Annotated in this window: 20 protein-coding genes; 11 read left to right on the top strand and 9 right to left on the bottom strand. The window is 74.8% G+C overall.

Annotated elements, in window-relative coordinates:
- Positions 1-129: 129 nt before the first annotated feature.
- Both IE170_RS05030 and IE170_RS05035 read left to right on the top strand, forming a co-directional pair.
- On the top strand, positions 130-1,758 hold the full coding sequence (locus IE170_RS05030) for a succinic semialdehyde dehydrogenase (protein WP_189808053.1): 1,629 nt from the start codon (positions 130-132) through the stop codon (positions 1,756-1,758).
- 50 nt (positions 1,759-1,808) lie between these two features.
- Positions 1,809-3,611 (top strand): GMC oxidoreductase, encoded by a 1,803-nt coding sequence (locus tag IE170_RS05035; RefSeq protein ID WP_189808054.1) that lies wholly within the window; start codon positions 1,809-1,811, stop codon positions 3,609-3,611.
- Between the two features lie 443 nt (positions 3,612-4,054).
- On the opposite strand, the gene IE170_RS05040 is transcribed toward IE170_RS05035, so the two are convergent.
- Positions 4,055-4,354: a chorismate mutase gene (locus tag IE170_RS05040; RefSeq protein ID WP_189808055.1), complete on the bottom strand. Its 300-nt coding sequence runs from the start codon at positions 4,352-4,354 to the stop codon at positions 4,055-4,057.
- 302 nt (positions 4,355-4,656) lie between these two features.
- On the opposite strand from IE170_RS05040, the gene guaA reads away from it, so the two are divergent.
- From guaA to IE170_RS05060, 4 genes are all read left to right on the top strand, one after another.
- Positions 4,657-6,249: a glutamine-hydrolyzing GMP synthase gene (gene guaA, locus IE170_RS05045; protein ID WP_189808056.1), complete on the top strand. Its 1,593-nt coding sequence runs from the start codon at positions 4,657-4,659 to the stop codon at positions 6,247-6,249.
- Positions 6,250-6,429: 180 nt separating this feature from the next.
- Entirely contained in the window at positions 6,430-7,197 is a 768-nt protein-coding gene (locus tag IE170_RS05050) for a class II aldolase/adducin family protein (protein ID WP_189808057.1), read from the top strand.
- A 138-nt stretch (positions 7,198-7,335) separates the two neighbouring features.
- Entirely contained in the window at positions 7,336-8,601 is a 1,266-nt protein-coding gene (locus IE170_RS05055; RefSeq protein WP_189808058.1) for a hypothetical protein, read from the top strand.
- A 118-nt stretch (positions 8,602-8,719) separates the two neighbouring features.
- A complete protein-coding gene (locus tag IE170_RS05060; RefSeq protein WP_189808224.1) occupies positions 8,720-9,211 on the top strand; it encodes a DoxX family protein in 492 nt (163 codons plus the stop codon).
- Here the strand turns inward: IE170_RS05060 and IE170_RS05065 are convergent.
- Positions 9,130-9,381, bottom strand: a complete 252-nt coding sequence (locus tag IE170_RS05065) for a cytochrome c oxidase subunit II (protein ID WP_189808059.1) — start codon at positions 9,379-9,381, stop codon at positions 9,130-9,132. The genes IE170_RS05060 and IE170_RS05065 overlap by 82 nt on opposite strands.
- A complete protein-coding gene (locus tag IE170_RS05070; protein WP_223856159.1) occupies positions 9,368-10,717 on the bottom strand; it encodes a PspC domain-containing protein in 1,350 nt (449 codons plus the stop codon). Before IE170_RS05070 ends, IE170_RS05065 begins: the two co-directional genes overlap by 14 nt.
- Positions 10,718-10,849: 132 nt before the next feature.
- Between IE170_RS05070 and IE170_RS05075 the strand changes: the two genes are divergently transcribed.
- The 3 genes from IE170_RS05075 to IE170_RS05085 all read left to right on the top strand — a co-directional run bounded on the left by IE170_RS05075 (position 10,850) and on the right by IE170_RS05085 (position 14,049).
- Positions 10,850-12,157 (top strand): ATP-binding protein, encoded by a 1,308-nt coding sequence (locus tag IE170_RS05075; RefSeq protein WP_189808061.1) that lies wholly within the window; start codon positions 10,850-10,852, stop codon positions 12,155-12,157.
- On the top strand, positions 12,154-12,858 hold the full coding sequence (locus IE170_RS05080) for a LuxR C-terminal-related transcriptional regulator (RefSeq protein ID WP_189808062.1): 705 nt from the start codon (positions 12,154-12,156) through the stop codon (positions 12,856-12,858). Before IE170_RS05075 ends, IE170_RS05080 begins: the two co-directional genes overlap by 4 nt.
- Before the next feature lie 81 nt (positions 12,859-12,939).
- Positions 12,940-14,049, top strand: coding sequence for an alpha/beta hydrolase (locus IE170_RS05085; protein WP_308428362.1), 1,110 nt, complete (start codon positions 12,940-12,942; stop codon positions 14,047-14,049).
- 28 nt (positions 14,050-14,077) lie between these two features.
- Here the strand turns inward: IE170_RS05085 and IE170_RS05090 are convergent, their stop codons facing one another.
- Positions 14,078-15,127, bottom strand: a complete 1,050-nt coding sequence (locus IE170_RS05090) for a C40 family peptidase (RefSeq protein WP_189808064.1) — start codon at positions 15,125-15,127, stop codon at positions 14,078-14,080.
- Positions 15,128-15,252: 125 nt separating this feature from the next.
- On the bottom strand, positions 15,253-15,606 hold the full coding sequence (locus IE170_RS05095) for a hypothetical protein (RefSeq protein ID WP_189808065.1): 354 nt from the start codon (positions 15,604-15,606) through the stop codon (positions 15,253-15,255).
- A 121-nt stretch (positions 15,607-15,727) separates the two neighbouring features.
- On the opposite strand from IE170_RS05095, the gene pcrA reads away from it, so the two are divergent.
- Positions 15,728-18,244: a DNA helicase PcrA gene (pcrA, locus tag IE170_RS05100; protein ID WP_189808066.1), complete on the top strand. Its 2,517-nt coding sequence runs from the start codon at positions 15,728-15,730 to the stop codon at positions 18,242-18,244.
- Positions 18,245-18,322: 78 nt separating this feature from the next.
- Here the strand turns inward: pcrA and IE170_RS05105 are convergent, their stop codons facing one another.
- A complete protein-coding gene (locus IE170_RS05105; RefSeq protein ID WP_373298945.1) occupies positions 18,323-19,819 on the bottom strand; it encodes a M23 family metallopeptidase in 1,497 nt (498 codons plus the stop codon).
- Between the two features lie 221 nt (positions 19,820-20,040).
- The gene (locus IE170_RS05110; RefSeq protein WP_189808068.1) at positions 20,041-20,826 is read right to left on the bottom strand and encodes an esterase/lipase family protein; all 786 of its coding nucleotides are present in this window, start codon (positions 20,824-20,826) and stop codon (positions 20,041-20,043) included.
- A 209-nt stretch (positions 20,827-21,035) separates the two neighbouring features.
- On the opposite strand from IE170_RS05110, the gene icmB reads away from it, so the two are divergent.
- Positions 21,036-21,437, top strand: a complete 402-nt coding sequence (gene icmB, locus IE170_RS05115; protein ID WP_189808069.1) for a coenzyme B12-dependent isobutyryl CoA mutase small subunit — start codon at positions 21,036-21,038, stop codon at positions 21,435-21,437.
- 55 nt (positions 21,438-21,492) lie between these two features.
- Here the strand turns inward: icmB and IE170_RS05120 are convergent, their stop codons facing one another.
- Together IE170_RS05120 and IE170_RS05125 are read right to left on the bottom strand one after the other, a co-directional pair.
- Entirely contained in the window at positions 21,493-23,097 is a 1,605-nt protein-coding gene (locus IE170_RS05120) for a DUF5691 domain-containing protein (RefSeq protein WP_189808070.1), read from the bottom strand.
- Between the two features lie 199 nt (positions 23,098-23,296).
- Positions 23,297-24,421: an SWIM zinc finger family protein gene (locus tag IE170_RS05125; RefSeq protein WP_189808071.1), complete on the bottom strand. Its 1,125-nt coding sequence runs from the start codon at positions 24,419-24,421 to the stop codon at positions 23,297-23,299.
- Between the last annotated feature and the right edge of the window lie 61 nt (positions 24,422-24,482).

Below are 24,482 nucleotides of genomic sequence, written 5' to 3' on the forward strand. Positions count from 1 at the left end.
CCGCCGGCCGCGCCCCGGCCGCCCTGCCGCCCCGGTCGGCGGCATCCTGCCAGTGATCGCTGGCGGATTTGGCAAAATCCGGTTACCGACGGGTACCCAAAGGGGGCCGGGCGCAATACGCTCACCGCCATGACGGACTCGCTGGCCCCGGCCCCCCTCCGCCCCGCCCCGCAGCCCACCAACCCGGTCGCCCCGGCCCCCGCCGGCGCGCGCACCGCCGCGGACGTGGTGACCCCCGACCTGGTCGCCCGCCTCACCCGCGGAGTGATCGGCTCCGGGCGGACCGCGAACCACACGCCGTTCACCGGGGCCAAGCTCGCCGACCTGCCCGAGGCCACCCCGGCCGAGGTCGCCGAGGCCTTCGCGCGGGCCCGTACCGCGCAGGCCGCCTGGGCAGCCGTCCCCGTGCGCCGCCGCGCCGCCGTCCTGCTCCGCTTCCACGACCTGGTCCTCGCCCGCCAGGCCGAGGTCCTCGACCTGATCCAGCTGGAGACCGGCAAGGCCCGCCTCCACGCCCACGAGGAGGTCCAGGCCGTCGCCGTCGCCGCCCGCCACTACGGCCTCAAGGCGCCGGCCTACCTGCGGCCCCGCAGCCACACCGGCGCCATGCCGACCCTCACCAAGGTCACCGAACTGCGCCAGCCGCGGGGGGTCGTCGGCCAGATCGCCCCCTGGAACTACCCCCTCGAACTCTCCGTCGGCGACGCCCTGCCCGCCTTCGCCTCCGGCAACGCCGTCGTCATGAAGCCCGACACCGAGACCGCGCTGACCGCCCTGTGGGCGCGCGACGTGCTCATCGAGGCCGGGCTGCCCCCCGAGGTCTTCCAGGTCGTCCTCGGCGAGGGCCCCGTCGTCGGCCCCGAGCTGGTCCGGCACGCCGACTACGTCTCCTTCACGGGCTCCACCCGCACCGGCCGCGAGGTCGCGCAGGGAGCCGCCGCCCGCCTCGTCGGTGTCTCCCTCGAACTCGGCGGCAAGAACGCCATGCTCGTCCTCCACGACGCCGACGTCGAGAAGGCCGCCGCCGGCGCCGTCCGCGCCTGCTTCTCCTCCGCCGGCCAGCTGTGCATCTCCATCGAGCGGCTCTACGTCCACGCCTCCATAGCCGACGAGTTCCTCGCCCGGTTCGCCGCCCGCACCAAGGCGCTGCGCCTGGGCAGCTCCCTCGCCTACGGCGCGGACATGGGCTCGCTGGTCGGCGAGCGCCAGCTGGAGACCGTCCGCCGGCACGTCGACGAGGCCGTCGCCAAGGGCGCCACCCTCGTCGCGGGCGGCACCGCCCGCCCCGACATCGGCCCGCTGTTCTACGAGCCGACCATCCTCGACGGCGTCGAGGCGCCGATGGCCGTGTGCAGCGAGGAGACCTTCGGCCCGGTCGTCTCCGTCTACCGCTTCACCGACGAGGACGAGGCCGTCGCCCAGGCCAACGCCACCCCGTACGGCCTCAACTCCAGCGTCTGGACGAAGGACGCCCGCCGCGGCCGCGCCGTCGCCGCCCGCCTGCGCACCGGCACCGTCAACATCAACGAGGGCTACGCCCCGGCCTACGGCAGCGTCCGCGCCCCCATGGGCGGCATGAAGGACTCCGGCCTCGGCCGCCGGCACGGCTCCGAGGGCATCCTCAAGTACACCGAGGCGCAGACGGTCGCCCACCAGCGGCTGCTGCCGATGGCACCCTCGCTCGGCATGGACGACGAGGCGTACGCGGCGTTCATGACGCGCAGCCTCCGGGTGATGAAGGCCTTCCGCCTCCGCTAGGGCCCGTCCCCGCCCCGCCCCCGTCCCGAGGCCGCCAAGGAGGCGCCCCAGTGTCAGAGCCGTACGACTACGACGTCATCGTCATCGGATCCGGCTTCGGAGGCTCCGTCTCGGCGCTGCGCCTGGCCGAGAAGGGCTACCGGGTCGGCGTCCTGGAGGCGGGGCGCCGATTCACCCGCGAGACCCTCCCGCGCAACAGCTGGGACCTGCGCGGCTACCTGTGGGCGCCGGCGCTCGGCCTGTACGGGATCCAGCGGATCCACCTCCTCGGGAACGTGATGGTGCTGGCGGGGGCGGGGGTCGGCGGCGGCTCGCTCAACTACGCCAACACCCTGTACGTGCCGCCCACCGCCTTCTTCGAGGACCGGCAGTGGGCGCACATCACGGACTGGCGCGAGGAGCTGGCCCCGTACTACGAGCAGGCCAAGCGGATGCTCGGGGTGCGGCTCAACCCGACGACGACCGCCTCCGACGTCCACCTGAAGGCGGTCGCCGAGAAGATGGGCGTCGGCGACACCTTCCACATGGCGCCGGTCGGCGTCTTCTTCGGCGACGGCGCCGATGCCGGCGGCGGCGCCGAGGCCCGGCCCGGCCAGGAGGTCCCCGACCCGTACTTCGGCGGGGCCGGCCCGGCCCGCCGGGCCTGCACGGAGTGCGGCGAGTGCATGACCGGCTGCCGGCACGGCGCGAAGAACACCCTGACCGAGAACTACCTGCACCTCGCCGAGCGCGCCGGCGCCGTCATCCACCCCATGACGACCGTCACGGCCGTCGCCGAGCACCCGGACGGCGGCCACCGCGTCCGCACCGTCCCCACCGACGCCCGCCGCCGCGGCGCCTCCCGGGAGCTGCGCGCCCGGTACGTGGTCGTCGCCGCGGGCACGTACGGCACCCAGACCCTGCTGCACCGGATGAAGGACACCGGGCTGCTCCCGCGGATCTCCGACCGCCTCGGCGAACTGACCCGCACCAACTCCGAAGGGCTCGTCGGCGCGCAGACCGACGACCGCCGCTACCGCAGGCGGCACGGCCCCGGCCGGCGCGCCGACTTCACCCGCGGCGTGGCCATCACCTCCTCCGTCCACCCGGACGGGGACACCCACATCGAGCCCGTCCGCTACGGCCGCGGCTCGAACGCGATGGGCCTCCTGACCGTGCTCCAGGTGCCCTACGGCCCGCACCGCGTGCGCGGCTGGCTCGCCCGGACCGCGAAGCACCCGGTGCAGCTGCTGCGCTCGCTCTCGAACCGGCGCTGGTCGGAGCGGACCATCATCGGCCTGGTCATGCAGTCCGTGGACAACTCGCTGACGACGTACCGCAAGCCCCGCGGCCCGGGGAAGGGCCTGCTCACGGCCCGCCAGGGGCACGGCGCCCCCAACCCGGTGCAGATCGAGGCGGCGACCCGGGCCGCGTCGCTGCTCGCCGAGGAGATAGGCGGCTTCGCCGGCAGCAACGTCGGCGAGCTCATGGGGACGCCGCTGACGGCGCACTTCCTCGGCGGCTGCCCGATCGGCGCCTCCCCCGAGGAGGGAGTCGTCGACCCGTACCACCGGCTGTACGGGCACCCGGGCATCCTCGTCGTGGACGGCGCGGCGGTCTCCGCGAACCTCGGCGTGAACCCGTCCCTGACGATCACGGCGCAGGCGGAGCGGGCGATGGCGTACTGGCCGAACAAGGGCGAGCCGGACGCCCGCCCGGAGCAGGGCGCGGCGTACGTGCGGCTCGCGCCGGTGGAGCCGGTCCGCCCGGCCGTGCCCAAGGAGGCCTTCGGCGCGCTGCGGCTGCCTTTCCTCCCGCTTCCCGCGGTCCCGCCGCGGCAGGCGGGGGCGGCTGCCGATCCGCGGGCCGACTGATACGCGGCGGGTACCGCGCTCCCCCTCCGAGCGCGGTACCCGCCGCGGTACATAGGTGACAGGCGCTCGCCCCCGAAGGTTGTACCCGCGGGGCATCCGTATGCGTGTGTGCTCGGTCACACGGTGAAGCCGGGCCGGGAGGGGCGCGCGGGCGGCCGGGGGAGGGCTGCGGGGGAAGGCGCGGACGCGCGAACGGCCGGCCCGGGGCGTCCCCCGGGCCGGCCGTCGTCGGTGTGACCGGCCTGCTGTCCCCTGCCGTCCGGTCACGCGAAGGAGCGAGGTCCCACGACGCACGTCCCACGGGCCGTACGCCTCATCGCTCCGGCGGAGCCACGCGTGGTGCTGGACCCGCGCCTGGCTGACGCGGCCACCCACACCAACGAAGGGCCGCGGGACGGGTCACGCGCCGGACGGGTGACGAACAGGCGGCTGGAGGGGCCGCCTCAGACGCGACCGCGGCACAGCTCCAGCAGCGTCATGGCGAGGGCGGTGCCGGGCTTGCCGAGGGCGCCGCTCCAGTGGGAGAGCACCTCCATCTCCCGCGACAGGTGCACGCGGCGGCCGCCGGAGGCGATCCGGGCGTCCTGGATGACGGTCGAGACGGCCATCCGCTCCTGGATCAGGCCGATGATCCGGTCGTCGATGGCGTCGATGCGGTCGCGGGACGCCGCGATCAGCTGCGCGGGGTCCGCGTCCGCGGCGGAGGCGGCGGAGGACACGGGGGTGGTGGCGGTGGCGGTCATGGCGGGGGTCTCCTGTCGGTAGGGGCCCGCAGGACCGTGGAAACGCCGCAGCGCCCGGGTCCTGTCGGACCGGGGCGCTGCGGGAAGTCAGGTGCTCTGCGCGAGCATCACGAGGACCCATGGCTGCCGGACCGTCCGGTGCCATAGGTAAAGAGGAAGCTCAGCTGCCTGCGCACGAACCGGATTATTGCCGCGCCGGGCGCCCGGATCCAAACCGGTTCGGATGGTGAGACGAAAACGGTCCGCGCGTCCCCCGTTAGAATTGACAAAACAGCCCCCTCTTCCGCCGGAAGGCCGCCCCCGTGCCAGAAGCACCCTCCGCCGCCCACGACAGCGCCCCGGACACGGTTCTCGTCGTCGACTTCGGCGCCCAGTACGCCCAGCTCATCGCCCGCCGCGTCCGCGAGGCACGGGTCTACAGCGAGATCGTCCCGAGCACGATGCCCGTGGCCGAGATGCTGGCCAAGGACCCCAAGGCGATCATCCTGTCCGGCGGTCCGTCCTCGGTGTACGAAGAGGGCGCCCCGCAGCTGGACCGCTCGCTCTTCGAGGCCGGCGTCCCCGTCTTCGGCATGTGCTACGGCTTCCAGCTGATGGCGACCACCCTCGGCGGCACCGTCGACAACACCGGCGCCCGCGAGTACGGCCGCACCCCGCTGGCCGTCAGCAAGACCGGCTCGACCCTCTTCGAGGGCACCCCCGAGCAGCAGTCCGTGTGGATGTCCCACGGCGACGCCTGCTCCGCCGCCCCGGAGGGCTTCTCCGTCACCGCCTCGACCGACGTCGTGCCCGTCGCCGCGTTCGAGAACGACGAGAAGAAGCTGTACGGCGTGCAGTACCACCCCGAGGTGATGCACTCCACGCACGGCCAGCAGGTGCTGGAGCACTTCCTGTACCGCGGCGCCGGCCTCAAGCCCACCTGGACCACCGGCAACATCGTCGAGGAGCAGGTCGCGGCCATCAGGGCTCAGGTCGGCGACAAGCGCGCCATCTGCGGCCTCTCCGGCGGCGTGGACTCCGCGGTCGCCGCGGCCCTCGTCCAGAAGGCCATCGGCTCCCAGCTGACCTGCGTGTACGTCGACCACGGCCTGATGCGCAAGGGCGAGACCGAGCAGGTCGAGAAGGACTTCGTCAACGCGACCGGCGTCCAGCTGAAGGTCGTCGACGCGCAGGAGCGCTTCCTGGCGGCCCTCGCCGGCGTCTCCGACCCCGAGACCAAGCGGAAGATCATCGGCCGCGAGTTCATCCGGGTCTTCGAGCAGGCGCAGGCCGAGATCATCGCCGAGGCCGAGGGCGGCCCCGAGGTGGCCTTCCTCGTCCAGGGCACCCTCTACCCGGACGTCGTGGAGTCCGGCGGCGGCACCGGCACCGCCAACATCAAGTCCCACCACAACGTCGGCGGCCTCCCCGACGACATCGAGTTCCAGCTCGTCGAGCCGCTGCGCCAGCTGTTCAAGGACGAGGTCCGGATGGTAGGCCAGGAGCTGGGCCTGCCCGACGAGATCGTCCACCGCCAGCCCTTCCCCGGCCCCGGCCTCGGCATCCGCATCGTCGGCGAGGTCACCAAGGAGCGCCTGGACCTGCTGCGCGAGGCCGACGCCATCGCCCGCGAGGAGCTCACCGCCGCCGGCCTCGACCGCGAGATCTGGCAGTGCCCCGTCGTGCTCCTGGCGGACGTCCGCAGCGTCGGCGTCCAGGGCGACGGCCGCACCTACGGCCACCCCATCGTGCTGCGCCCCGTCTCCTCCGAGGACGCCATGACCGCGGACTGGACGCGCATGCCGTACGAGGTGCTCGCCCGGATCTCCACCCGCATCACCAACGAGGTCAAGGACGTCAACCGCGTCGTCCTGGACTGCACCAGCAAGCCGCCGGGCACCATCGAGTGGGAGTGATCCCGCCGGCCCCGCGCCGTGCGTGAGACGGAGCCGCCGCCCCCGACCGGGGCCGGCGGCTCCGCCGTTTCCGCCCGCTGCCCGCCGCCCGCGGTACTGCCCCTGGCCACTTGAGGGAGCCGCGGGTACCGTGCGCGCGCCGGCCCCGCGGCCGGCCGACGCCGACCGAGGGAGGCCGCAATGCCGGACCAGCCCGCACCCGTGCCCGTGGACCGGCTCCGCTTCGAGCTGCCGCCGGTCCACGACGACCCCGCCCGGGAGCGCGCCCACCGCAAGGAGCGGCTCGCCGGGGCGCTGCGGCTGCTCGCCGGGCTCGGCTTCGAGGAGGACCCGGCCGCCCTGGCCACCGCCCGCGACCCCGAGTACGCGGACTGCCTCTGGGCGAACCCCTTCGGGCGGGCGGCGGCCGCCCTCACCCCCGACGACCTGCTGCTCGTCGACGGCGACGGGCGCGTCCTGGAGGGCGGGCGCCGCGTCAACGGGCTGTCCTTCGCCCTCCACGCTGCCGTCCACCGGGCCCGCCCCGACGCGGTCGCCGTGGTCCGCGCGCACGGCCCGTACGGCAGGGCCCTGGCCGCGCTCGGGCAGCTGATCGCCCCGCTGACCCAGGAGGCCTGCGCCTTCTACCAGGACCACGCCCTCGTCGACGAGTACACCCGCGGCGCCGGCGATCCCGCCGAGTGCGCCCGCATCGCCCGCGCGCTCGGCCCGTACAAGGCGATCGTCCTGCGCAACCACGGCGTGCTCACCGTCGGCGCCACCGTGGACGCCGCGGCCTGGTGGACCGTCGCCGCCGAGCGGGCCGCCCGCGTCCAGCTCATCGCCCGGGCCGCCGGCCGCCCCGCGGCCATCGGGCACCGCAGCGCCCTCGCCGCGCGCGAGCGGTTCGGCACCGACCTCGCCGCCTGGGCCGCCTACCAGCCGCTGCGGCAGTCCGCCGCGCCCTGACACCCGTACGCCGCGCGGGTGACGTCAACATCATGAACGGACAATCACCTGCTCTGACATCGCGCGCAATCCGGAGCACTGCCGCAGTGGTGCACAATTCGCTGCCATCGCACCGAAGTTCAGAGAGGCGGCAGGCACGTGGCTGTCCAACAGATCTCCCGAAGCACCCACGGCGGCACATGCACCTGCGACGACTGCCCGCACGGCGCGCAGGAGGGCCACCGCCGGGCGGTCGCGGCGTTCCTGGAGAAACGGGACGAGTTCGCCGCCGGCCAGGGACTGCCCGCCGCGGTCGCCCGGTCCGCCGGCGCGTCCCGGCAGTGGGTCTCCGACGAGCTCACCCTCTCCGCCCGCACGGTCGCCGACCGCGGCCGCGAGGCGGGCAGCTCCTGGCTGCACGTCTTCTCCCGGCGGGCCGTCCTCGCCGTGTGGATCGCCGCCGGGATCCTCCTCGTCGTCCAGGTCGGCACCGCACTCGGCACCGGCTGGTCGCCCGCGCGCACCGCCGCCCTCCTCGCGGCCGCCTTCCTCGCCGGGCTGCTCACCCTCGCCGCCCGCGCCCAGTCGGTGCGCGGCGGGCTGCTCGCCCCGCTGGTCGGCGAGGACAACCGGCTGTCCACCTCGAAGGCCGTGCCCGCCGCCTGGCTGCTGCTGACCGCGTTCGCCGGGCTGCTGCCCGCGCTGCGGCTGGCGGCCTCCGGGCCCGGTCCTGAGCGGCAGGCGCTGTACGAGGGCCTCGGGCTGGCGCGGGCGCTGCCGCTGCTGTCGATCGTCGCGCTGACGTCGGCGGTGGCGGTGCTGGTGCGCCGGGTCGTCGCCGTGCGGATCCTCGGCCAGCGGCTGCAGAAGCTGCCCGCGGACCGGCCGCGCGGCGCGGACCTGCTCACGGACGACGCCGGCCGGGGCAGCCTCCCCGACGCCCAGTACGTGCTGGTCTCGACGGTGGTGCTGGCGTACGCGGCCGTGTCGCTGGCCCGGTTCCCGGACCGGCTGCCGCGGCTGCCGTGGGCGCTGGCCCTGCTCGTCGCCCTGTCGGCCGCGGTGTACCTCGCCGCGAAGTCCGCGGAGGTGACCCGGCCGCTCGTGCTGTCCGTGGTCCGCAGGCGCGAGCCCGGCGACCTGGACGCGGCCGTCCGGCCCGGCGACGACATCGAGATCCGCGGGGTGGGCTTCGTCCCTCCCGGGGCGCAGACCCCGGAGATGCTGGCCCGGCTGGTCGTCCGGATCGGGGCGGTCCACGTCCACGTGCCGCTGGTCCCGGTGGCGGGCGGGTTCGCGAACCCCTCGGACACGGCCCTGACGGTGCCGGTCCCGGCGGAGGTGGAACCGGGCCGGGTCGAGGTGCAGGTGGTCACGGCCGCCGGAGTGGAATCCAACCGCTGCACCATCGACGTGGCCGAGTGAAGCGGGTAGACATGGGTGCGTGACCCGAACAGACGACCCCGCCGAGCACGGGGACCACGACGCGGACGGGGCCGCCGGCCGGGCCCCCGCCGCCCACCGCGGCGCCCCCGCCCCCGGACTGCGCGACCGGGCCGCCCGGTACGCGCTGCTGCCGCTGCGGATCTTCCTCGGCGCGACCTTCGTCTACGCGGGCCTGGACAAGCTGACCGACCCCGCCTTCCTGTCCGCCTCCGGCGCCGGCTCCATCGGGGAGCTGATGCGCGGCGTGCGCGACACCTCCGCCGTCCCGGAGCTGGTGGACCTGGCCCTGCGCTCGCCCGTCGCCTTCGCCCTGGCCATCGCCGTCGGCGAGATCGCGGTCGGCGTCGGCGTCCTCGCCGGCTTCCTGACCCGCCTCGCGGCCCTCGGCGGCCTGCTGATCTCCCTCAGCCTGTGGCTCACGGTGTCCTGGCAGGTCTCCCCGTACTACTACGGGAACGACCTCGCCTACCTGATGGCGTGGACTCCGCTGGTGCTCGCCGGGGCGCCCTACTGGTCGGTGGACTCGCTGATCCGGTCCGCCCGGTCCGAGGGGTCGGCCAGGCTGCGGCGGTCGCGGCGCACCGCGTAGGCCACCAGCCCCACCAGGGCGGCCAGTGTCAGGCCGCCGGCCGCCATCGGGACCACCAGGAACCACGGGGTGTCGATCTCACCCGCCGCGTCGAGCAGGTACAGCGCGCCCGCCGCGGTCAGGACGAGGCCGGCCAGGAACCGGCCCGGCTGGAACTCATGACGCCGCACGGGTCACCTCCACCTGTCCCACACCCGCTTCGAGGTGCAGCTCCACCGTTCCCCCGGCCTCCGTGCCGGCGGCCGGCCCCACCGTTTCCCGCCGGGTCTCGCCCTCGCCCCGGATGCGCACGTACGAGCGGGTGTCGTCCGGCATCCGGATGTCGCCGAGCCGTACGGAGGCCTCCGCGCGGGCGGTGACCTCGCGGGGCACGATCACCTTCAGCAGTCCGGCGTCGATGCCGGCGCGCACGGTCAGCGTGCTGCCCTTCGGCACGTCGAGCCGGCTCAGGTCGAGGGTGGCGATGCCGGTGCCGGACTCGTACACCGGCTGGACGTCGGCCACCGCGGCGGGCCGCCAGCGCACGTCCCGCCAGTCGGTGCCGATCTCCGCGGGCAGCGCCGCCGACACCGCGAGCAGCCCGGCCGTGGCCAGGGCCATCAGGATCGTCCCGAAGCCCGTACGGCCGCGGAACGAGCTGACCGCGAGGCCGAGGCCGAACACCGCGAGCACCGAGGCGAGGCCGATCTGCAGGGCGTGCGAGAGGGTGCTGTCCTCCCACACCGCCGCCGTGGCCGCTGCGCCCGCCAGCATCGCCAGTACGAGCACCCGGCCGCCGATGCCTCCGCGCGGCCGCCCGGGCCCGCCCGGCCGCGGGCTGCGCGGCCTGCCGCCGGAGCCCTTGCCGCCCGGCTCCGCGGGCACGGCCGAGTCGTCCGGCCCCCACAGGTAGCCGGTGCTGCCGACCGGGCCGGTCGTGCCGTCCTTCACCAGCGGGTCCCGCCACCACGAGGGTGTGCCGGGCGCCGGCGGCGCCTGCGTCTCCGGCGGGGCGGGGCGGGCCGCGGCCTGCGGCTCGGCCTCCGGGGCTGCCGTGCCGCGGTGGCGCTGCGACCAGTACGCGGCCCCGCCCAGCGCCAGCACCACCAGCACCGAGAACGCGGCGAGCCCGCCGTTGTCCAGCATCGACAGGAACACCGCGCAGCCGACGAGCGCCGCGAACAGCGCGGCCAGCGTCGTCCCCTCGACCCGGCCGGTCAGCAGCTTCTTCGCCTCGCTGTCCTCCTCGCCGTCCACGGGCAGCACCAGCCACGCGACGCCGTAGAAGAGGAGGCCGACGCCGCCGGTGACGGTGAGCACGCCCAGCACGATCCGGAAGACGACGGGGTCGAGGTCGAAGTAGCGGCCGAGGCCGCCGCACACGCCGGCGAGGACCTTGTCGCGCCAGCTGCGGCGCATCGGCGGACGCTCGGCGGGCCGGTCGGAGGGCCGCCCCGGTGCCGCGCCGGGCGCCTGCGGGTCCGCGGTGCCGGAAGAGGCCGGCGGCGGGGAGTCGTGCTCGGTCATGGCTCCATGGTGGAGGCGCCCCGCGGGGCCGGGCATCGGGGCCCCACCCTGGTGCGACCCTGAGATCCCCCCGGGAGGGGTGGGGGGATGCCCTGATGCCCCGCACCGCCCGCGCGTGTGACCATCGGTGGCATGCCCGCCTCCGCCGCACCGCGCACCCCGCACGCCGCCGACCCCGCCGACGAGGCGCCGCAGCGCCGCCTCTACCGCAGCGCCGACGGCCGCATGCTCGGCGGCGTGGCCCGCGGGCTCGCAGGGCACCTCGGGCTGCCGGTCGTGTGGGTGCGGCTCGCGTTCTTCGGGCTGTTCGTCTGGGGCGACGGGCTCGGGGTGCTGCTGTACGCCGCGTTCTGGGTGTTCGTCCCGCTCGGCCTGGGCGGCCGCAGCGGGGGCCGCTCCTTCCACGAGCTCTTCGAGACCCTGCCCGACGGCGGCCGGCGGCTGCGCAAACCGGCCAAGGGGCAGATCACCGCCCTGGTCGCGCTGTGCGTCGGCGCCGGCATCTTCCTCTCCAAGGTGCAGTCCGGCGGCGCCTCCGGGCGCTACGTGTGGCCGACACTGCTCGTCGGCGCGGGCGTCGTCCTCGTGTGGCGGCAGGCCGACAACGCCCGCCGCGAGCACTGGGCGGCCGGGCCGGGCGGCAATCGGCGGATGCTCCAGCTCGCCCGCGCCTGCGCCGGCATCGCGCTCGTCGGCATCGGCCTGACCCTCTTCATCGTCGTCCGCGGCTCGGCCGCGCAGCTCGGCAACGTCCTGACCGCCGCGCTCGCCGTCCTCGCCGGGATCGCCCTGCTCGCCGGGCCCTGGCTGATCCGGATGACCCAGGACCTCTCCGAGGAGCGCCTGATGCGCATCCGCGCCCAGGAGCGCGCGGAGGTCGCCGCCCACGTCCACGACTCCGTCCTGCACACCCTCACCCTGATCCAGCGCAACGCCGACGACGCGGGCGAGGTGCGCCGCCTGGCCCGCGCCCAGGAGCGCGAGCTGCGGAACTGGCTCTACAAGCCGGAGGGCACCGGCAAGGAGGAGGCCGAGGAGCCGGCCACCCTCGCCGAGGCCGTGAAGAAGACCGCCGCCGAGGTGGAGGACCACCACGGCGTGCCCATCGAGGTGGTCGTGGTCGGCGACTGCCCCCTCGACGAGAGGCTGGGCGCGCAGGTGCAGGCCGCGCGCGAGGCGATGGTCAACGCCGCCAAGTACGGTGGCGAGGGGGGCCCGGTGCAGGTGTACGCCGAGGTGGAGGGGCAGACCGTGTTCGTGTCCGTACGGGACCGCGGGCCGGGCTTCGACATCGACGCGGTACCGGACGACCGCATGGGCGTACGAGAATCGATCATCGGCCGGATGCAGCGCAACGGCGGGACCGCACGGCTGCGGTCCGCGCCCGACGGCGGCACGGAAGTCGAGTTGGAGATGGAGAGGGCGGCGAAAGCGGCATGACGGAGCAATACGCACAGGCGGGCGCGGCGGGCGCGGCGGGCCGGCGGGTCCGGGTGGTGCTCGTCGACGACCACCGGATGTTCCGCGCGGGCGTGCAGGCGGAGATCGGCGACACCGCCCGGACCGGCGTGGAGGTCGTCGGCGAGGCGGCCGACGTCGACCAGGCCGTCACCGTCATCACCGCCACCCGGCCCGAGGTGGTCCTCCTCGACGTGCACCTCCCCGGCGGCGGCGGGGTCGAGGTGCTGCGGCGCTGCGCCCCGCTGACGGCGGCCGCCGAGAACCCGGTGCGCTTCCTCGCGCTGTCCGTGTCGGACGCCGCCGAGGACGTCATCGGCGTCATCCGCGGCGGCGCGCGCGGGTACGTCACCAAGACCATCACCGGCGCCGACCTCGTGGACTCCGTCTTCCGGGTGCAGGAGGGCGACGCGGTGTTCTCGCCGCGGCTCGCGGGCTTCGTCCTCGACGCGTTCGCCTCGACCGACGCCCCGCCGGTCGACGAGGACCTCGACCGGCTGACGCAGCGCGAGCGCGAGGTGCTGCGGCTGATCGCCCGCGGCTACGCGTACAAGGAGATCGCCAAGCAGCTGTTCATCTCGGTGAAGACGGTGGAGTCCCACGTCAGCGCGGTGCTGCGCAAGCTCCAGCTGTCCAACAGGCACGAGCTGACCCGCTGGGCGACGGCCCGCCGCCTGGTCTGAGACGGCCCCGGACACGTTCTGTGACACACGACGCAGGGTGAATGGGGAACCCCGGGGCGGGTCGCGGCGTTCTTGGGTGGCGTGACGAGCTTGACCGGGACCCCCGTGTTCGTGGCGGCGATCGCCCTGACGGCGATCGCCGTCCTCCTGCCCCTGGCCGTGTGGAGCAAGGTGCGCGGCCCGTCGGCCGTGCGCGCCCTCACGCGCGTGCTGATGATGGTGTTCGCGCAGGCCACCGCCATCGCGCTGGTGTTCATCGGGGTGAACCGGGAGCAGAACTTCTACACCACCTGGGGCGACCTCATCGGCACGGGCGACTACGTCCAGGCCGCGGAGGACCTCGGGCCCGACGGCCTCGGCGGCAAGAAGGTCGAGGAGGCCCCGAAGGTCAAGCAGCAGTTCCGCCCCGTCGACGACGTCCCCGGCGGCCGGGTCCAGGCCACCGAGCTCGACGGGAAGATCTCCGGCGTCAAGGGCGACGTCCTCGTCTACCTGCCCCCGCAGTACGACGACCCGGCCTACAAGGACCGCAAGTTCCCCGTCGTCGAGCTGATCCCCGGCATGCCCGGCTCCGGCAAGTCCTGGTTCAAGGGACTGAAGGTGGTGGAGAAGCTGGAGCCGCTCATGAAGAACGGCCAGGTCCAGCCCTTCATCCTCGTCTCGGCGCGCACCATGCTCCTCGGCGACACCGAGACGGGCTGCGCCAACATCCCGGGCCGGGTCAACGCGGACAGCTGGCTCAGCGTCGACGTCCGCAAGATGGTCACGGACAACTTCCGCGCCTCCGACGACCCCGGCTCCTGGGGCATCGCCGGGTACTCGGCGGGCGCCTACTGCGCCGCCAAGCTGGCGATCTCCCACCCCGACCGGTACGCGGCGGCCGTCTCCATGTCCGGCTACAACGACCCCGGCATGGAGCCCGCCTCCCTGCTGCGCGAGGACCCGGTCCTGCGCCAGCAGCACAACCTGCACACCATGCTGAAGGCGGCGCCGGCGCCGCCCGCGGTGTCCCTGCTGATCACGGGCGGCGAGAACGACGGCTACCAGGCCGGGATCGCGCTCCAGCAGGCGGCGCAGCAGCCGACGAAGATCGAGGTGCAGAAGACGACCGGCGGCCACACCATCGACGCCTGGGTCCGGCAGCTCCCGCAGGTCTTCGCCTGGCTCGGCACCCAGGTCAAGGCGCCGTAGCGGCTCCCGGCCGCCCGCCGGCGGCGGTTCAGGCCGGGCGGGAGGCGCCCGCCCAGGGCATCGAGTCGATCGGCGCCACGCGGACCGTCGAGCCGGGCCGCGGGGCGTGGATCATCTGCCCGTTGCCGACGTAGAGCCCGACGTGGGTGACGCCGGAGTAGAAGAACACCAGGTCGCCCGGGGCGAGCTCGCCCCGGGCGACCCGCCGTCCGGCGTTGATCTGCGTGTACGTCGTGCGGGGCAGGGACACCCCGGCCGCGCGCCAGGCCGCCTGCGTCAGCCCGGAGCAGTCGTACGCGCCCGGCCCGGTCGCGCCCCAGACGTACGGCTTGCCGATGGCGCCGTGCGCGAAGGCGACGGCGCGGGCGGCCCGCGAGCCGTCGGAGGGCGGGGCGGGGGCGGCCGCCGCCTGCCCGGCCCCGGCCTGCGCGGCCCCGCCGCCGGCCTGGGCCTCGTACGCGGCGCGCTCCTCGGCGGTCAGCCGGGCCAGCAGCCGCCGGGCGGCCTCCAGCTTCGCCTCGACGGCGGACTTGTGGCGGGCCAGCTCGCCCTCCCGTTCGCGCAGCTCGGCGAGGTGCCCGGCGGCCGTCCTGCGCAGGCCGCCGACCTCGTCGAGCTGCCGGCGTACGGAGGCGACCTCGGCGGCGCTGCGGTCGCCGGCCCGGTCCAGCAGGGCGGCCCGGTCCAGGAAGTCCTGCGGGTCGTCGGACATCGCCAGGCGGACGGCGGGGGACAGGCCGCCGCTGCGGTACTGGCCCGCGGCGAGCGCGCCGAGCGTGCGGCGGGCCTCGTTCAGCCGGTCGGTGCGGCGGGCGGCCTCGTCGCGCAGCCCGTCCAGGGTGCGCTGCGCCTCCTGCGCCTTCTCCTTCGCCCCGTTGTACCGCTCGGTGGCGGCCTCGGCTTCTTCGTACAGCCGGTCGACCTCCGCCTTGATCCCGGCGGGGGTCTGCCGCGGATCGGCGTGGGAGGTGCCTTCGAGGGCGGTGGCGGTGGCAGCGCCCGCCAGGGCGAGGGTGGCGGCGGTCCGGACGGTGCCGCCGCGGAGCGGGCGCTGCCTGGGCTTTCGATGACTGGCCACGCGGGCCTCACGTCCTTCCTCCGGTCGGGCTCGGCTCGGAGGAGGACGCTAGGGGGCGGGGCGGCGGCCGTACGGCGGGATGACCGCAAAGTGTCCCGACGTGACCGGTTCTGGCGTCCCGGTGATCAGCGCCAGAGGACGGCGATAAAGATGTTGACCACCGTCAGGGCGCCGACGGTCCCGAACAGGGCCTTGTCGACGCGCTCCTCGTCGCGCTTGACGTAGACGAGGCAGAGGATCACGAACAGGACGGCGAGCTTGACGCCGATCTTGACGTGGTTGACGGACCCGCCGTCCATCTCGCGGAAGCCGACCAGCAGGACGCCGGTGACGAGCATCGTCAGCGCGCCGTGCAGCATCGCGGGCGTGAAGCGCGCGGTGCCGGCGCCCATCGCCTTCATCTGCGTCAGGAAGCCGCCCAGCAGCGAGGCGATACCGATGATGTGCAGGCCGACGAAGACATTGATCAGTACGTCCATGCGGTCGAGCGTACGGGGGCCCGCGCGGAGCCCCGGCAGGGGGGCGGCGCCGGTGTGAGATACGGCCGATTCCTCCGGGCCGGGGCCGGGTGTCCCCGCCGCCCCCTAGACTCGGAAGGCGATGAGCAGCCTCTTTGACGACAGCTTCCTGGCGGACCTCACCCCCTCCGACGAGGAGCCGCCGCCCCCCGAGGAGTACGCGGACGACCGCGCCCCCGAGCCCGGCGCGGACGACCTCTTCGAGGGCCGCTTCGACGTGCCCCTGAGCGGTGACGCCTACTACCGCGACGGCACCCCCAGGCCGGTCATCGACCCGGCCGCCCTGCTGCACGGGCTGAACGAGCAGCAGCGCGCCGCCGTGGTCCACGCCGGCTCCCCGCTGCTGATCGTGGCCGGCGCCGGCTCCGGCAAGACCCGGGTGCTCACCCACCGCATCGGCCACCTGCTGGCCGCGCGGAACGTCCACCCCGGGCAGATCCTGGCGATCACCTTCACCAACAAGGCCGCCGCCGAGATGAAGGAGCGCGTCGAGGGCCTCGTCGGACCGCGCGCCAACGCCATGTGGGTCTCCACCTTCCACAGCGCGTGCGTGCGCATCCTGCGCCGCGAGTCCAAGCGGCTCGGCTTCACCTCCTCGTTCTCGATCTACGACGCCGCGGACTCCAAGCGCCTGATGGCGCTGGTCTGCCGCGACCTGGACCTCGACCCGAAGAAGTTCCCGCCGAAGTCCTTCAACGCCAAGGTCTCGAACCTCAAGAACGAGCTCATCGACGAGGACGCCTTCGCCGCCCAGGCCGCCGACGGCTTCGAGAAGACCCTCGCCCAGGCGTACGCGATGTACCAGGGGCGGCTGCGCGAGGCCAACGCGCTCGACTTCGACGACATCATCATGACGACGGTCCACCTGCTCCAGGCGTTCCCCGACGTCGCCGAGCACTACCGGCGGCGCTTCCGGCACGTCCTCGTCGACGAGTACCAGGACACCAACCACGCCCAGTACACGCTGGTGCGCGAGCTCGTCGGCACCGGCTACCCGGACCTGCCGCCGGCCGAGCTGTGCGTCGTGGGCGACGCCGACCAGTCGATCTACGCCTTCCGCGGCGCGACGATCCGCAACATCCTCCAGTTCGAGGAGGACTACAAGGACGCGACGACGATCCTGCTGGAGCAGAACTACCGCTCGACGCAGACGATCCTCTCCGCGGCCAACGCGGTCATCGAGCGCAACGAGAACCGCCGCGCCAAGAACCTGTGGACCCAGGCCGGCGCCGGCGCCGTCATCACCGGCTACGTCGCCGACACCGAGCACGACGAGGCGCAGTACGTCGCCGACGAGATCGACCGGCTCACCGACGCCGGCGAGGCCAAGGCCGGCGACGTCGCGATCTTCTACCGGACCAACGCGCAGTCCCGCGTCTTCGAAGAGGTCTTCATCCGCGTCGGCCTGCCCTACAAGGTCGTCGGCGGGGTCCGCTTCTACGAGCGCAAGGAGGTCCGCGACATCCTCGCGTACCTGCGCGTCCTGGCGAACCCCGAGGACAGCGTCCCGCTGCGCCGCATCCTGAACGTGCCCAAGCGCGGCATCGGCGAGCGCGCCGAGGCGATGGTCGACGCCCTCGCGATGCGCGAGAAGATCACCTTCCCGCAGGCGCTGCGGCGCGTGGACGAGGCGTACGGCATGGCCGCGCGCTCGACGAACGCGGTGAAGCGCTTCAACGTGCTGATGGAGGAGCTCCGCACGATCGCCGAGTCCGGCGCCGGCCCTGCCGTCGTGCTGGAGGCCGTCCTGGAGCGCACCGGCTACCTCGCCGAGCTCCAGGCTTCCACCGACCCGCAGGACGAGACGCGGATCGAGAACCTCCAGGAGCTCGCCGCGGTGGCCCTGGAGTTCGAGCAGGCCCGTGCCGAGGGCGGCGCGGGCGCCGGAGCGGAGGAGGGCGCCGCGGCGGGCGGCGGCACGCTGGCCGAGTTCCTGGAGCAGGTCGCGCTCGTCGCCGACTCCGACCAGATCCCGGACGAGGACACCGAGGGCAGCGGGGTGATCACGCTGATGACCCTGCACACCGCGAAGGGCCTGGAGTTCCCGGTGGTGTTCCTGACCGGAATGGAGGACGGCGTGTTCCCGCACATGCGGGCGCTGGGCCAGACCAAGGAGCTGGAGGAGGAGCGCCGGCTGGCGTACGTCGGCATCACGCGCGCCCGCGAGCGGCTGTACCTGACGCGCTCCGCGATGCGCAGTGCCTGGGGCACCCCCTCGTACAACCCGCCGTCGCGGTTCCTGGAGGAGATCCCCGCGCAGTACCTGCAGTGGAAGCGCACGGGCGCCGCGCAGAAGCCGGCCGGCCCGGTGCGCGGCCAGGGCTACGGGTCGGGCAAGGCCTCGTTCGGCACCTCGCCGGAGGCCTTCCTCTCCTCGGCACGGACGCGCTCGGGTCCGTCCGGGTTCGCGACGCGGCGGGCTTCGGAGAAGCCGGTCGTGGCGCTGGCGGTCGGAGACCGGGTCACGCACGACCAGTTCGGGCTGGGCACCGTGATGGAGGTGCGGGGCGCCGGCGCCGACGCGCAGGCGACCATCGACTTCGGGGACGCCAAGCCGAAGCGGCTGCTGCTGCGGTACGCGCCGGTGCAGAAGTTGTAGCGGGGTGAACGGGAGCGGGGCCCGGGCCGTTGTCGCGGCCCGGGCCCCGTTCGCGCGTTCGGGGGATGTACGGCGGGGTCAGCTGGGGTTGAGGCCCTTGCCGCGCAGCCACGCCAGGGGGTCGATCGCGGAGCCGCCGCCGGGCCGGACCTCGAAGTGCAGGTGCGGGCCGGTGGAGTTGCCGGAGTTGCCGGAGTAGGCGATGACGTCGCCCGCCTTCACCTTGCCGGACCGGATCTTGGTGCTGCTGAGGTGGCAGTACCAGGTCTCGGTGCCGTCGGGGGCCGTCACTATCGCCATGTTGCCGTAGGCGCTGTTCCACTGGGTGCGCACGGTGCCGTCGGTGGCGGCCATGACCGGGGTGCCGTAGCCCACGGGGAAGTCGATCCCGGTGTGCACGGACATCCACATGCCGCCGGCCTGGCCGAAGGAGGCGCTGAGGCCGCGCTGCGCGACCGGGATGGCGAACTTGGGGCGGGCCGCCTCCTTCGCGGCTTCCTCCTCCGCCTTCCGCTTGCGCTCCTCGTCCTGGCGCTGGCGCAGGTCGATGCGCTCCTGGGTGCGGCTCGCGCGGTCCGCGAAGTCCCCGGCGTCGGCGCTGAGCGCCTCCAGCTGGGTGTCGAGCTTGCTGTTCGCGGCGACGGGCTTGACCGACGCCGGGTCGGGCGCGGCCATCGTCGTGGTGTCCTCGGCGGGCTTCTCGCCGCCGGTCAGGCCGCCGACGGAGGCCGCGGCGACACCGGCGACGCCGACCACGCACGCCGAGGGGACCGCCACCGTGAGCAGGGCGGAACGCTTCGCCGGGGTGCGGCGGCGGCCGCTGCCGCCGCCCGTGTGCCCGGACTTGGCGCCGGCACGGCGCGAGGCGCGCGTTCCGGCGGCGGGGGCGGCGGGCGCCGGGGTGACGGGCATGGCCTGCGTCGGCAGGTCGTGCACGGGGGAGGGCGCGTCGTAGGCGTCGTACGCCTCGTCCGCGTCGGCTTCGGGGGCCGGAGCCGCATCGGCCTCGGAGCCGGGAGCGAAGGCCTCCTCGGCGACCGCCTCGAACACGGCGGTGCCGGTGTACGCGTCGTCCGCGTAGCCGGTGTCCTGCTGCTGTGCTTCGGCCTCGTACGCGAAGGAGAACGTCTGGGTCTGCTGCTGGTCCTGGGGGACGGTGTTCCAGGCGGTGGCGTCGTACGCGCCGGTCTCCGTGCCCGTGGCGCCGTAGCCGGGCGCGGCCCACTGGCCCGTCTGGTCGTACCCGAACGCGGCGGCCGTGGACTGGTAGTCGGTGCCGGGAGCGGTCCAGGCGCCGGTGTCCCACTGGCCGGTGGCCGCCTCCTCGTGCGCTCCCTGGGCCGGGATCGTCGAGAGGTAGCCGTCCTGCGCGTAACCGGTCTGCGGGGACGCGGTCCAGGCAGTGGCGTCGTACGCGCCGGTGGCGCCGGCGTCGTAGGCGCCGTACGCCGTGTAGTCGTAGCCCTGGCCCTGCGTTTCGTAGGAAACATAGGGGGAGTTACCGGCGAAAGTGGTGGTCGAAAGGCCGTCATACCCGGGATCGGGGTACAGGCCCGACGAGGGGCGGTCGTTCACCAACTTCTCTTTCGCCTCGGCAGTGGGGGCCTGGGTGGCCAGGGACGGGGGAATCCCTGGGGAGAGCAGTGGCGTGACTGTACCCGGCGGTCACTGGCCACGACAATCTTCGGAGGGGTTCCGGCTGAGCGGAACCGGGCATTCGGCCGTCTTTCGGTCCGCCCCATGCACAGCCTTGGCCTTGAGTTCGATATTCGTTCGACTCCGGCGGGGTGTGGCGCTCACGCGGCCGGCGCCGCCTCGCCCGGTGCCTCCGCGGCCGCCGGACCCGGGCCGTCGAGGACCCGCCGCACGGCCGCCGCGACGGCCGGATGCACGGCCAGCGCCAGGTGTCCGATGCCCCTGACCTCGATGTTCTCCGCCATCAGGTCGGGGTGTTCGATGCGCGCGGTACCCGCCGGAACCATCAGCTCGTCCCACCCGCTCCAGAACGCCACGCACCGGGTGCGGCAGCCGGGCGCGGGCGTGCGGAGCTCGGCGATCAGCGGTGAATCCGGGCGGATCTGCCGGACGAGGGGATGCGCGTCCATGAACGGCGCGACACGCGTACCGGAATGCGGGGAGCCCAGCGTGACGAGGGTGCGCACGCGCGCGTCACCGCCGAGCCGCTGGACGTAGTACCGGCCGACGAGCCCGCCCAGGCTGTGCCCGACGAGGTCCACCCGCTCCCGGCCCGTCCGCTCGCACAGCTCCTCGACGCGCCGGGCGACGCGCCCGGCCGCGGCGCGCACGTCGCGCGTCAGGGGCGAGTAGTTGTACGCCTCCACCCGCCGGCGGCCGTCCGCGGCGAGGTGGCGGCGGAGCAGGACGAACACGGACCGGTTGTCGGTGAAGCCGTGCAGCAGCAGCACCGGCGGGTGCGCGCCGCCCGGCCCGGGCGCGGCGGGCTTCTCCTGGCGGATCCCGGTCGGGTAGTGCGCGACGTGCGCGCCGAACAGGACGGCCTCCAGGACCCCGGCTCGGGCGAATGCGGAAAAGGGCGCGGACAGCCACGGCGACAGTCCCATCGACGGCCTCCCCTAAGACCTTTGGGACTGCTGCCGGCCGCGCCGCCGTGCCGTGCGGCTGTCGGTACGGTGGCGCGGTGCCTGGCGGTGCGGCTCCCCCGGCGGTGAATCAACGCCGTCCCACGTGTGATTTCCCCCTCCCGCTTGACCGTGAAACGGCGGCGTGCGCGATGCTGTACTTAACGTTCGTTCACTCGGGAGGCAGTGCGATGGGTGTGACCGGTCCGATCCGTGTGGTGGTGGCCAAGCCGGGTCTCGACGGCCACGACCGCGGCGCGAAGGTGATCGCGCGCGCCCTGCGGGACGCGGGCATGGAGGTCATCTACACGGGCCTGCACCAGACCCCCGAGCAGATCGTGGACACCGCCATCCAGGAGGACGCCGACGCGATCGGCCTGTCGATCCTCTCCGGCGCCCACAACACGCTGTTCGTACGTGTCCTGGAGCTGCTGCGGGAGCGCGAGGCGGAGGACATCAAGGTGTTCGGCGGCGGCATCATCCCCGACGACGACATCGCCCCCCTCAAGGAGAAGGGCGTGGCCGCGATCTTCACCCCGGGTGCGACGACGACGTCGATCGTGGACTGGGTGCGCGAGAACATCAGCCGCTGACCGTGCCGCCGCGGGCGGCCCGTACTCCCGGGAGTGCGGGCCGCCCGCCGGTGCGTCACACTGCGGGCTCCGGGGCGAGTTCGGCGAGCATCGCCGCGCGCAGCCGCAGCGTTGCCGTCAGCCGCTGGAAGGCCTCGGCCCAGTACGCGCCCGCGCCGGCGGCCCCACCGGCGTCCGCCTCCGGCTGCGCGGCAGCGGTGAGCGCCTCCAGCCGGCCGGCCTCGGCCGGGTCGAGACAGCGCTCGGCCAGCCCCATCACCCCGCTGAAGCTCCACGGGTAGCCGCCCGCCTCCCGCGCCGCGTCGAGCGCGTCGACCACGGCTCGGCCGAGCGGTCCGGCCCACGGCACGACGCACGCCCCGAGCAGCTGGAACGCCTCGGACAGCCCGTGTGCACCGATGAACCGGGCCACCCAGCCGGCCCGTTCCCCCTCGGGCAGGACCGACAGCAGCCGGGCCCGCTCGGCGAGCGAGGCCGTGCCCGGGGCGGTCGCGGTCGGCGCGGCCGGCGAGCCGAGCAGCGCCGCAGCCCACTCCGGGTCCCGCTGCCGCACCGCCGCCCGGCACCACGCCGCGTGCAGCTCCTCGGCCCAGCTCTCGCCCCCGGGCATCGGCAGGGCCACGACCGCGGCGGCGTCCAGCCCCCCGAAGCGGTCCCGCCAGCACGACAGCGGCGCCGCCTCGACCAGTTGGCCCAGCCACCAGGAGCGCTCGCCGCGCCCGGCGGGCGGCCGTTCGGCGACCCCGTCGCGCAGCATGCCCGCGTCGCAACCGGCCGGCGGGGCCACGCCGTCCGGCCCGACGCAGGCGAGCGCCCGCCGGGCCATCCGCCGGGCCAGCGCGGACTCCGGCAGCGCCGACAGCAGCTCGGCCGCCGTCGCCCGGACGTTGCGGCTCCGGTCGTCCAGGGCGGCCTCCAGGAACGGCTCGTCCCCGGCGGACAGCCCGACCCGCAGCGAGTCGAGGAACATCAGCCGGTCCTCGGCGCGCTCGGTGGCCCAGGTGGACGACAGCAGCCGTACCGCCGCGGCCGGATCGCGGGCCCGTACGGCGCCCAGCAGGCCCGCCCGCTCCGCGAACAGGCCCTCCTGCCACAGTTGCCGCACCGCGGCGGTGTCCTCCGGGTCGGGCAGGCCCCCGCCCGCCCCGGCGCGCAGCGCGAACCGCCAGTCGGGGTTGAGCCCCGCCAGCCACATTCCCCGCGGCCCGGCCAACGCCAGGGCCTGCGGGCGCAGGTCGCTGCGGGCCCGGGCCGCGTCGAGCAGCGCCGGCAGCAGCACCGCGGGCGCCCGGTATCCGTGCCGTCCGGCTGCGGCCAGCCACTGCGGCAGCAGTTCCGCCAGGTCCGGTGAGGCCCCCCGCCGCCCGGACCCGGCGCCCGCTTCCGCACGGCCCGCGAGCAGCCGGGCGAGCCGCCGCCGGGCGGGCTCCGGCGGCTCCGGCCGCGGGTCCGCCGGTGCGGGCCGCGGCCGGGGAGCCGCCTCGGCGGGCCGCAACCCGGCGCGGCGGCGCAGCGTGTGCACGGCGGCCGCGTCGAGGAGCTCCCGCGGGCCGCCGCCGCTGCCGCGGCGGCGCCCGGTGCCGAGCAGCGCCGCCCCGACCAGCTCCCCCCAGTCCCCGCAGGCCTCCCCGGATCGCTCCTCCCCGGCCGTGGCGGTCATCGTGCCCCCTCCCTCTCGGTGTCCTCCGTGCTCCGGTCCCGCCCCCTCCGCGGGACCGGAGCAGCCTGTCGTCGTCGTGTCCGGCCTTTCAGCTGGCGTGGTTGTCGTTCATGACCGAGCCCCCCGGCTTGTCGTCCTTGCACACGGGCGCCCCCGCGCCCGTGCTCCCTCCCCTTGGTGCAGCCCCCGACCGGCCCCCTCAGCCGGTCAGGGCGACCGGCTCCGGGCAGCCCGGCTCCCAGGCCGTGAGCGGTGTGAAACCGCGGTGGCCGCATTCGCCGAAGACGGTGACCGGCCCGCCGCCCGACAGGGCGGCCAGCTGCCACAGCCCGGCCTGCGGCCGGCCCCCGCCGGAGGCGACCGGCAGGGCGCCGCCGCCTTCGGCATCGGCCAGCTGCCAGCCCCGCTCGCCCGGTACCGGCACCACCGGGCCCAGCACGACCGGCCAGGACTCCAGCCACGGGTCCTCCCGCAGCGCCGCCCCGTACGCGTCGAGCGCCGGCCCGGTGCCGACCCCCTCCGGAACCTGCCGGCACGGCGCCCCCGCGCCGTACCCCTCCGCGAGGTCCGCGCGCAGTCCCGCCGTCCCGGGGCGGAAGCGGGCCTCCGCCTCCACCACCCGTCCGACGGGCAGCGCGAGCCGCGGCGGCCGCCCCGGCGGACCGAAGTCCAGTACCAGGGCAGGGCGTCCGCTCTCCGTCCCGCGCAGCCATGTCCGGCGGGTGGTGAGCCGGCCGTCCGGCGACACCGAGTCGTACTGGGCCAGCACCAGCCAGCGGTCCCGTACGGCCTCCCCCTCCGCGGCGGTGTCCGGGAGCCCCACCCTGCTCCGTACCGTCGCGGCGAGCGGCTGCGGCAGGCCTGCCAGACCGAGCCATCCCCGGTTCAGCAGGTGCAGCAGCGCGCCCTCCTCCAGCATCCGGGCGGGCCAGCCGGGCCCGCAACCGGGTATCTCCCCCAACTCCCTCACCCGGGCAGCCAGCCCGGGCGCCTGGGCGTCGACCATGCGCGCCGCGGTCTCCTCCCAGACCGCGCGTCCCGCCTGCTCCTGGCCGGCCATCCCCTCGCGGACCAGGTCGGCCAGGCGCTGCTCCAACTCCGCGACCCCGGCTGCGATCCGGGCCGCCCTCCGCCCGGCCCGGCGCCGCGCCGCCTCCGGGTCGGCGGGGGCGGCCCGCGCCCCCGCAGCCCGGCCGGAAGCGGAACCTCCGATCCGGGTCTGCGGACCTGCCTCCTCCCGCCCCGGACCGGGAGCCCCCGACGGGGCGTCACGAGCGCGGGACGGCACCTGCTCCACGGTGTGGCGGACCTGTTGGTCAGTCATGGCAACCACCGTAGGGACCCGCACTGACAATCGCCCTGACCTGCAACGACCCTGCACGGGC

This window comes from Streptomyces toxytricini, from assembly GCF_014649915.1.
Classification (GTDB): Bacteria; Actinomycetota; Actinomycetes; order Streptomycetales; family Streptomycetaceae; genus Streptomyces; species Streptomyces toxytricini.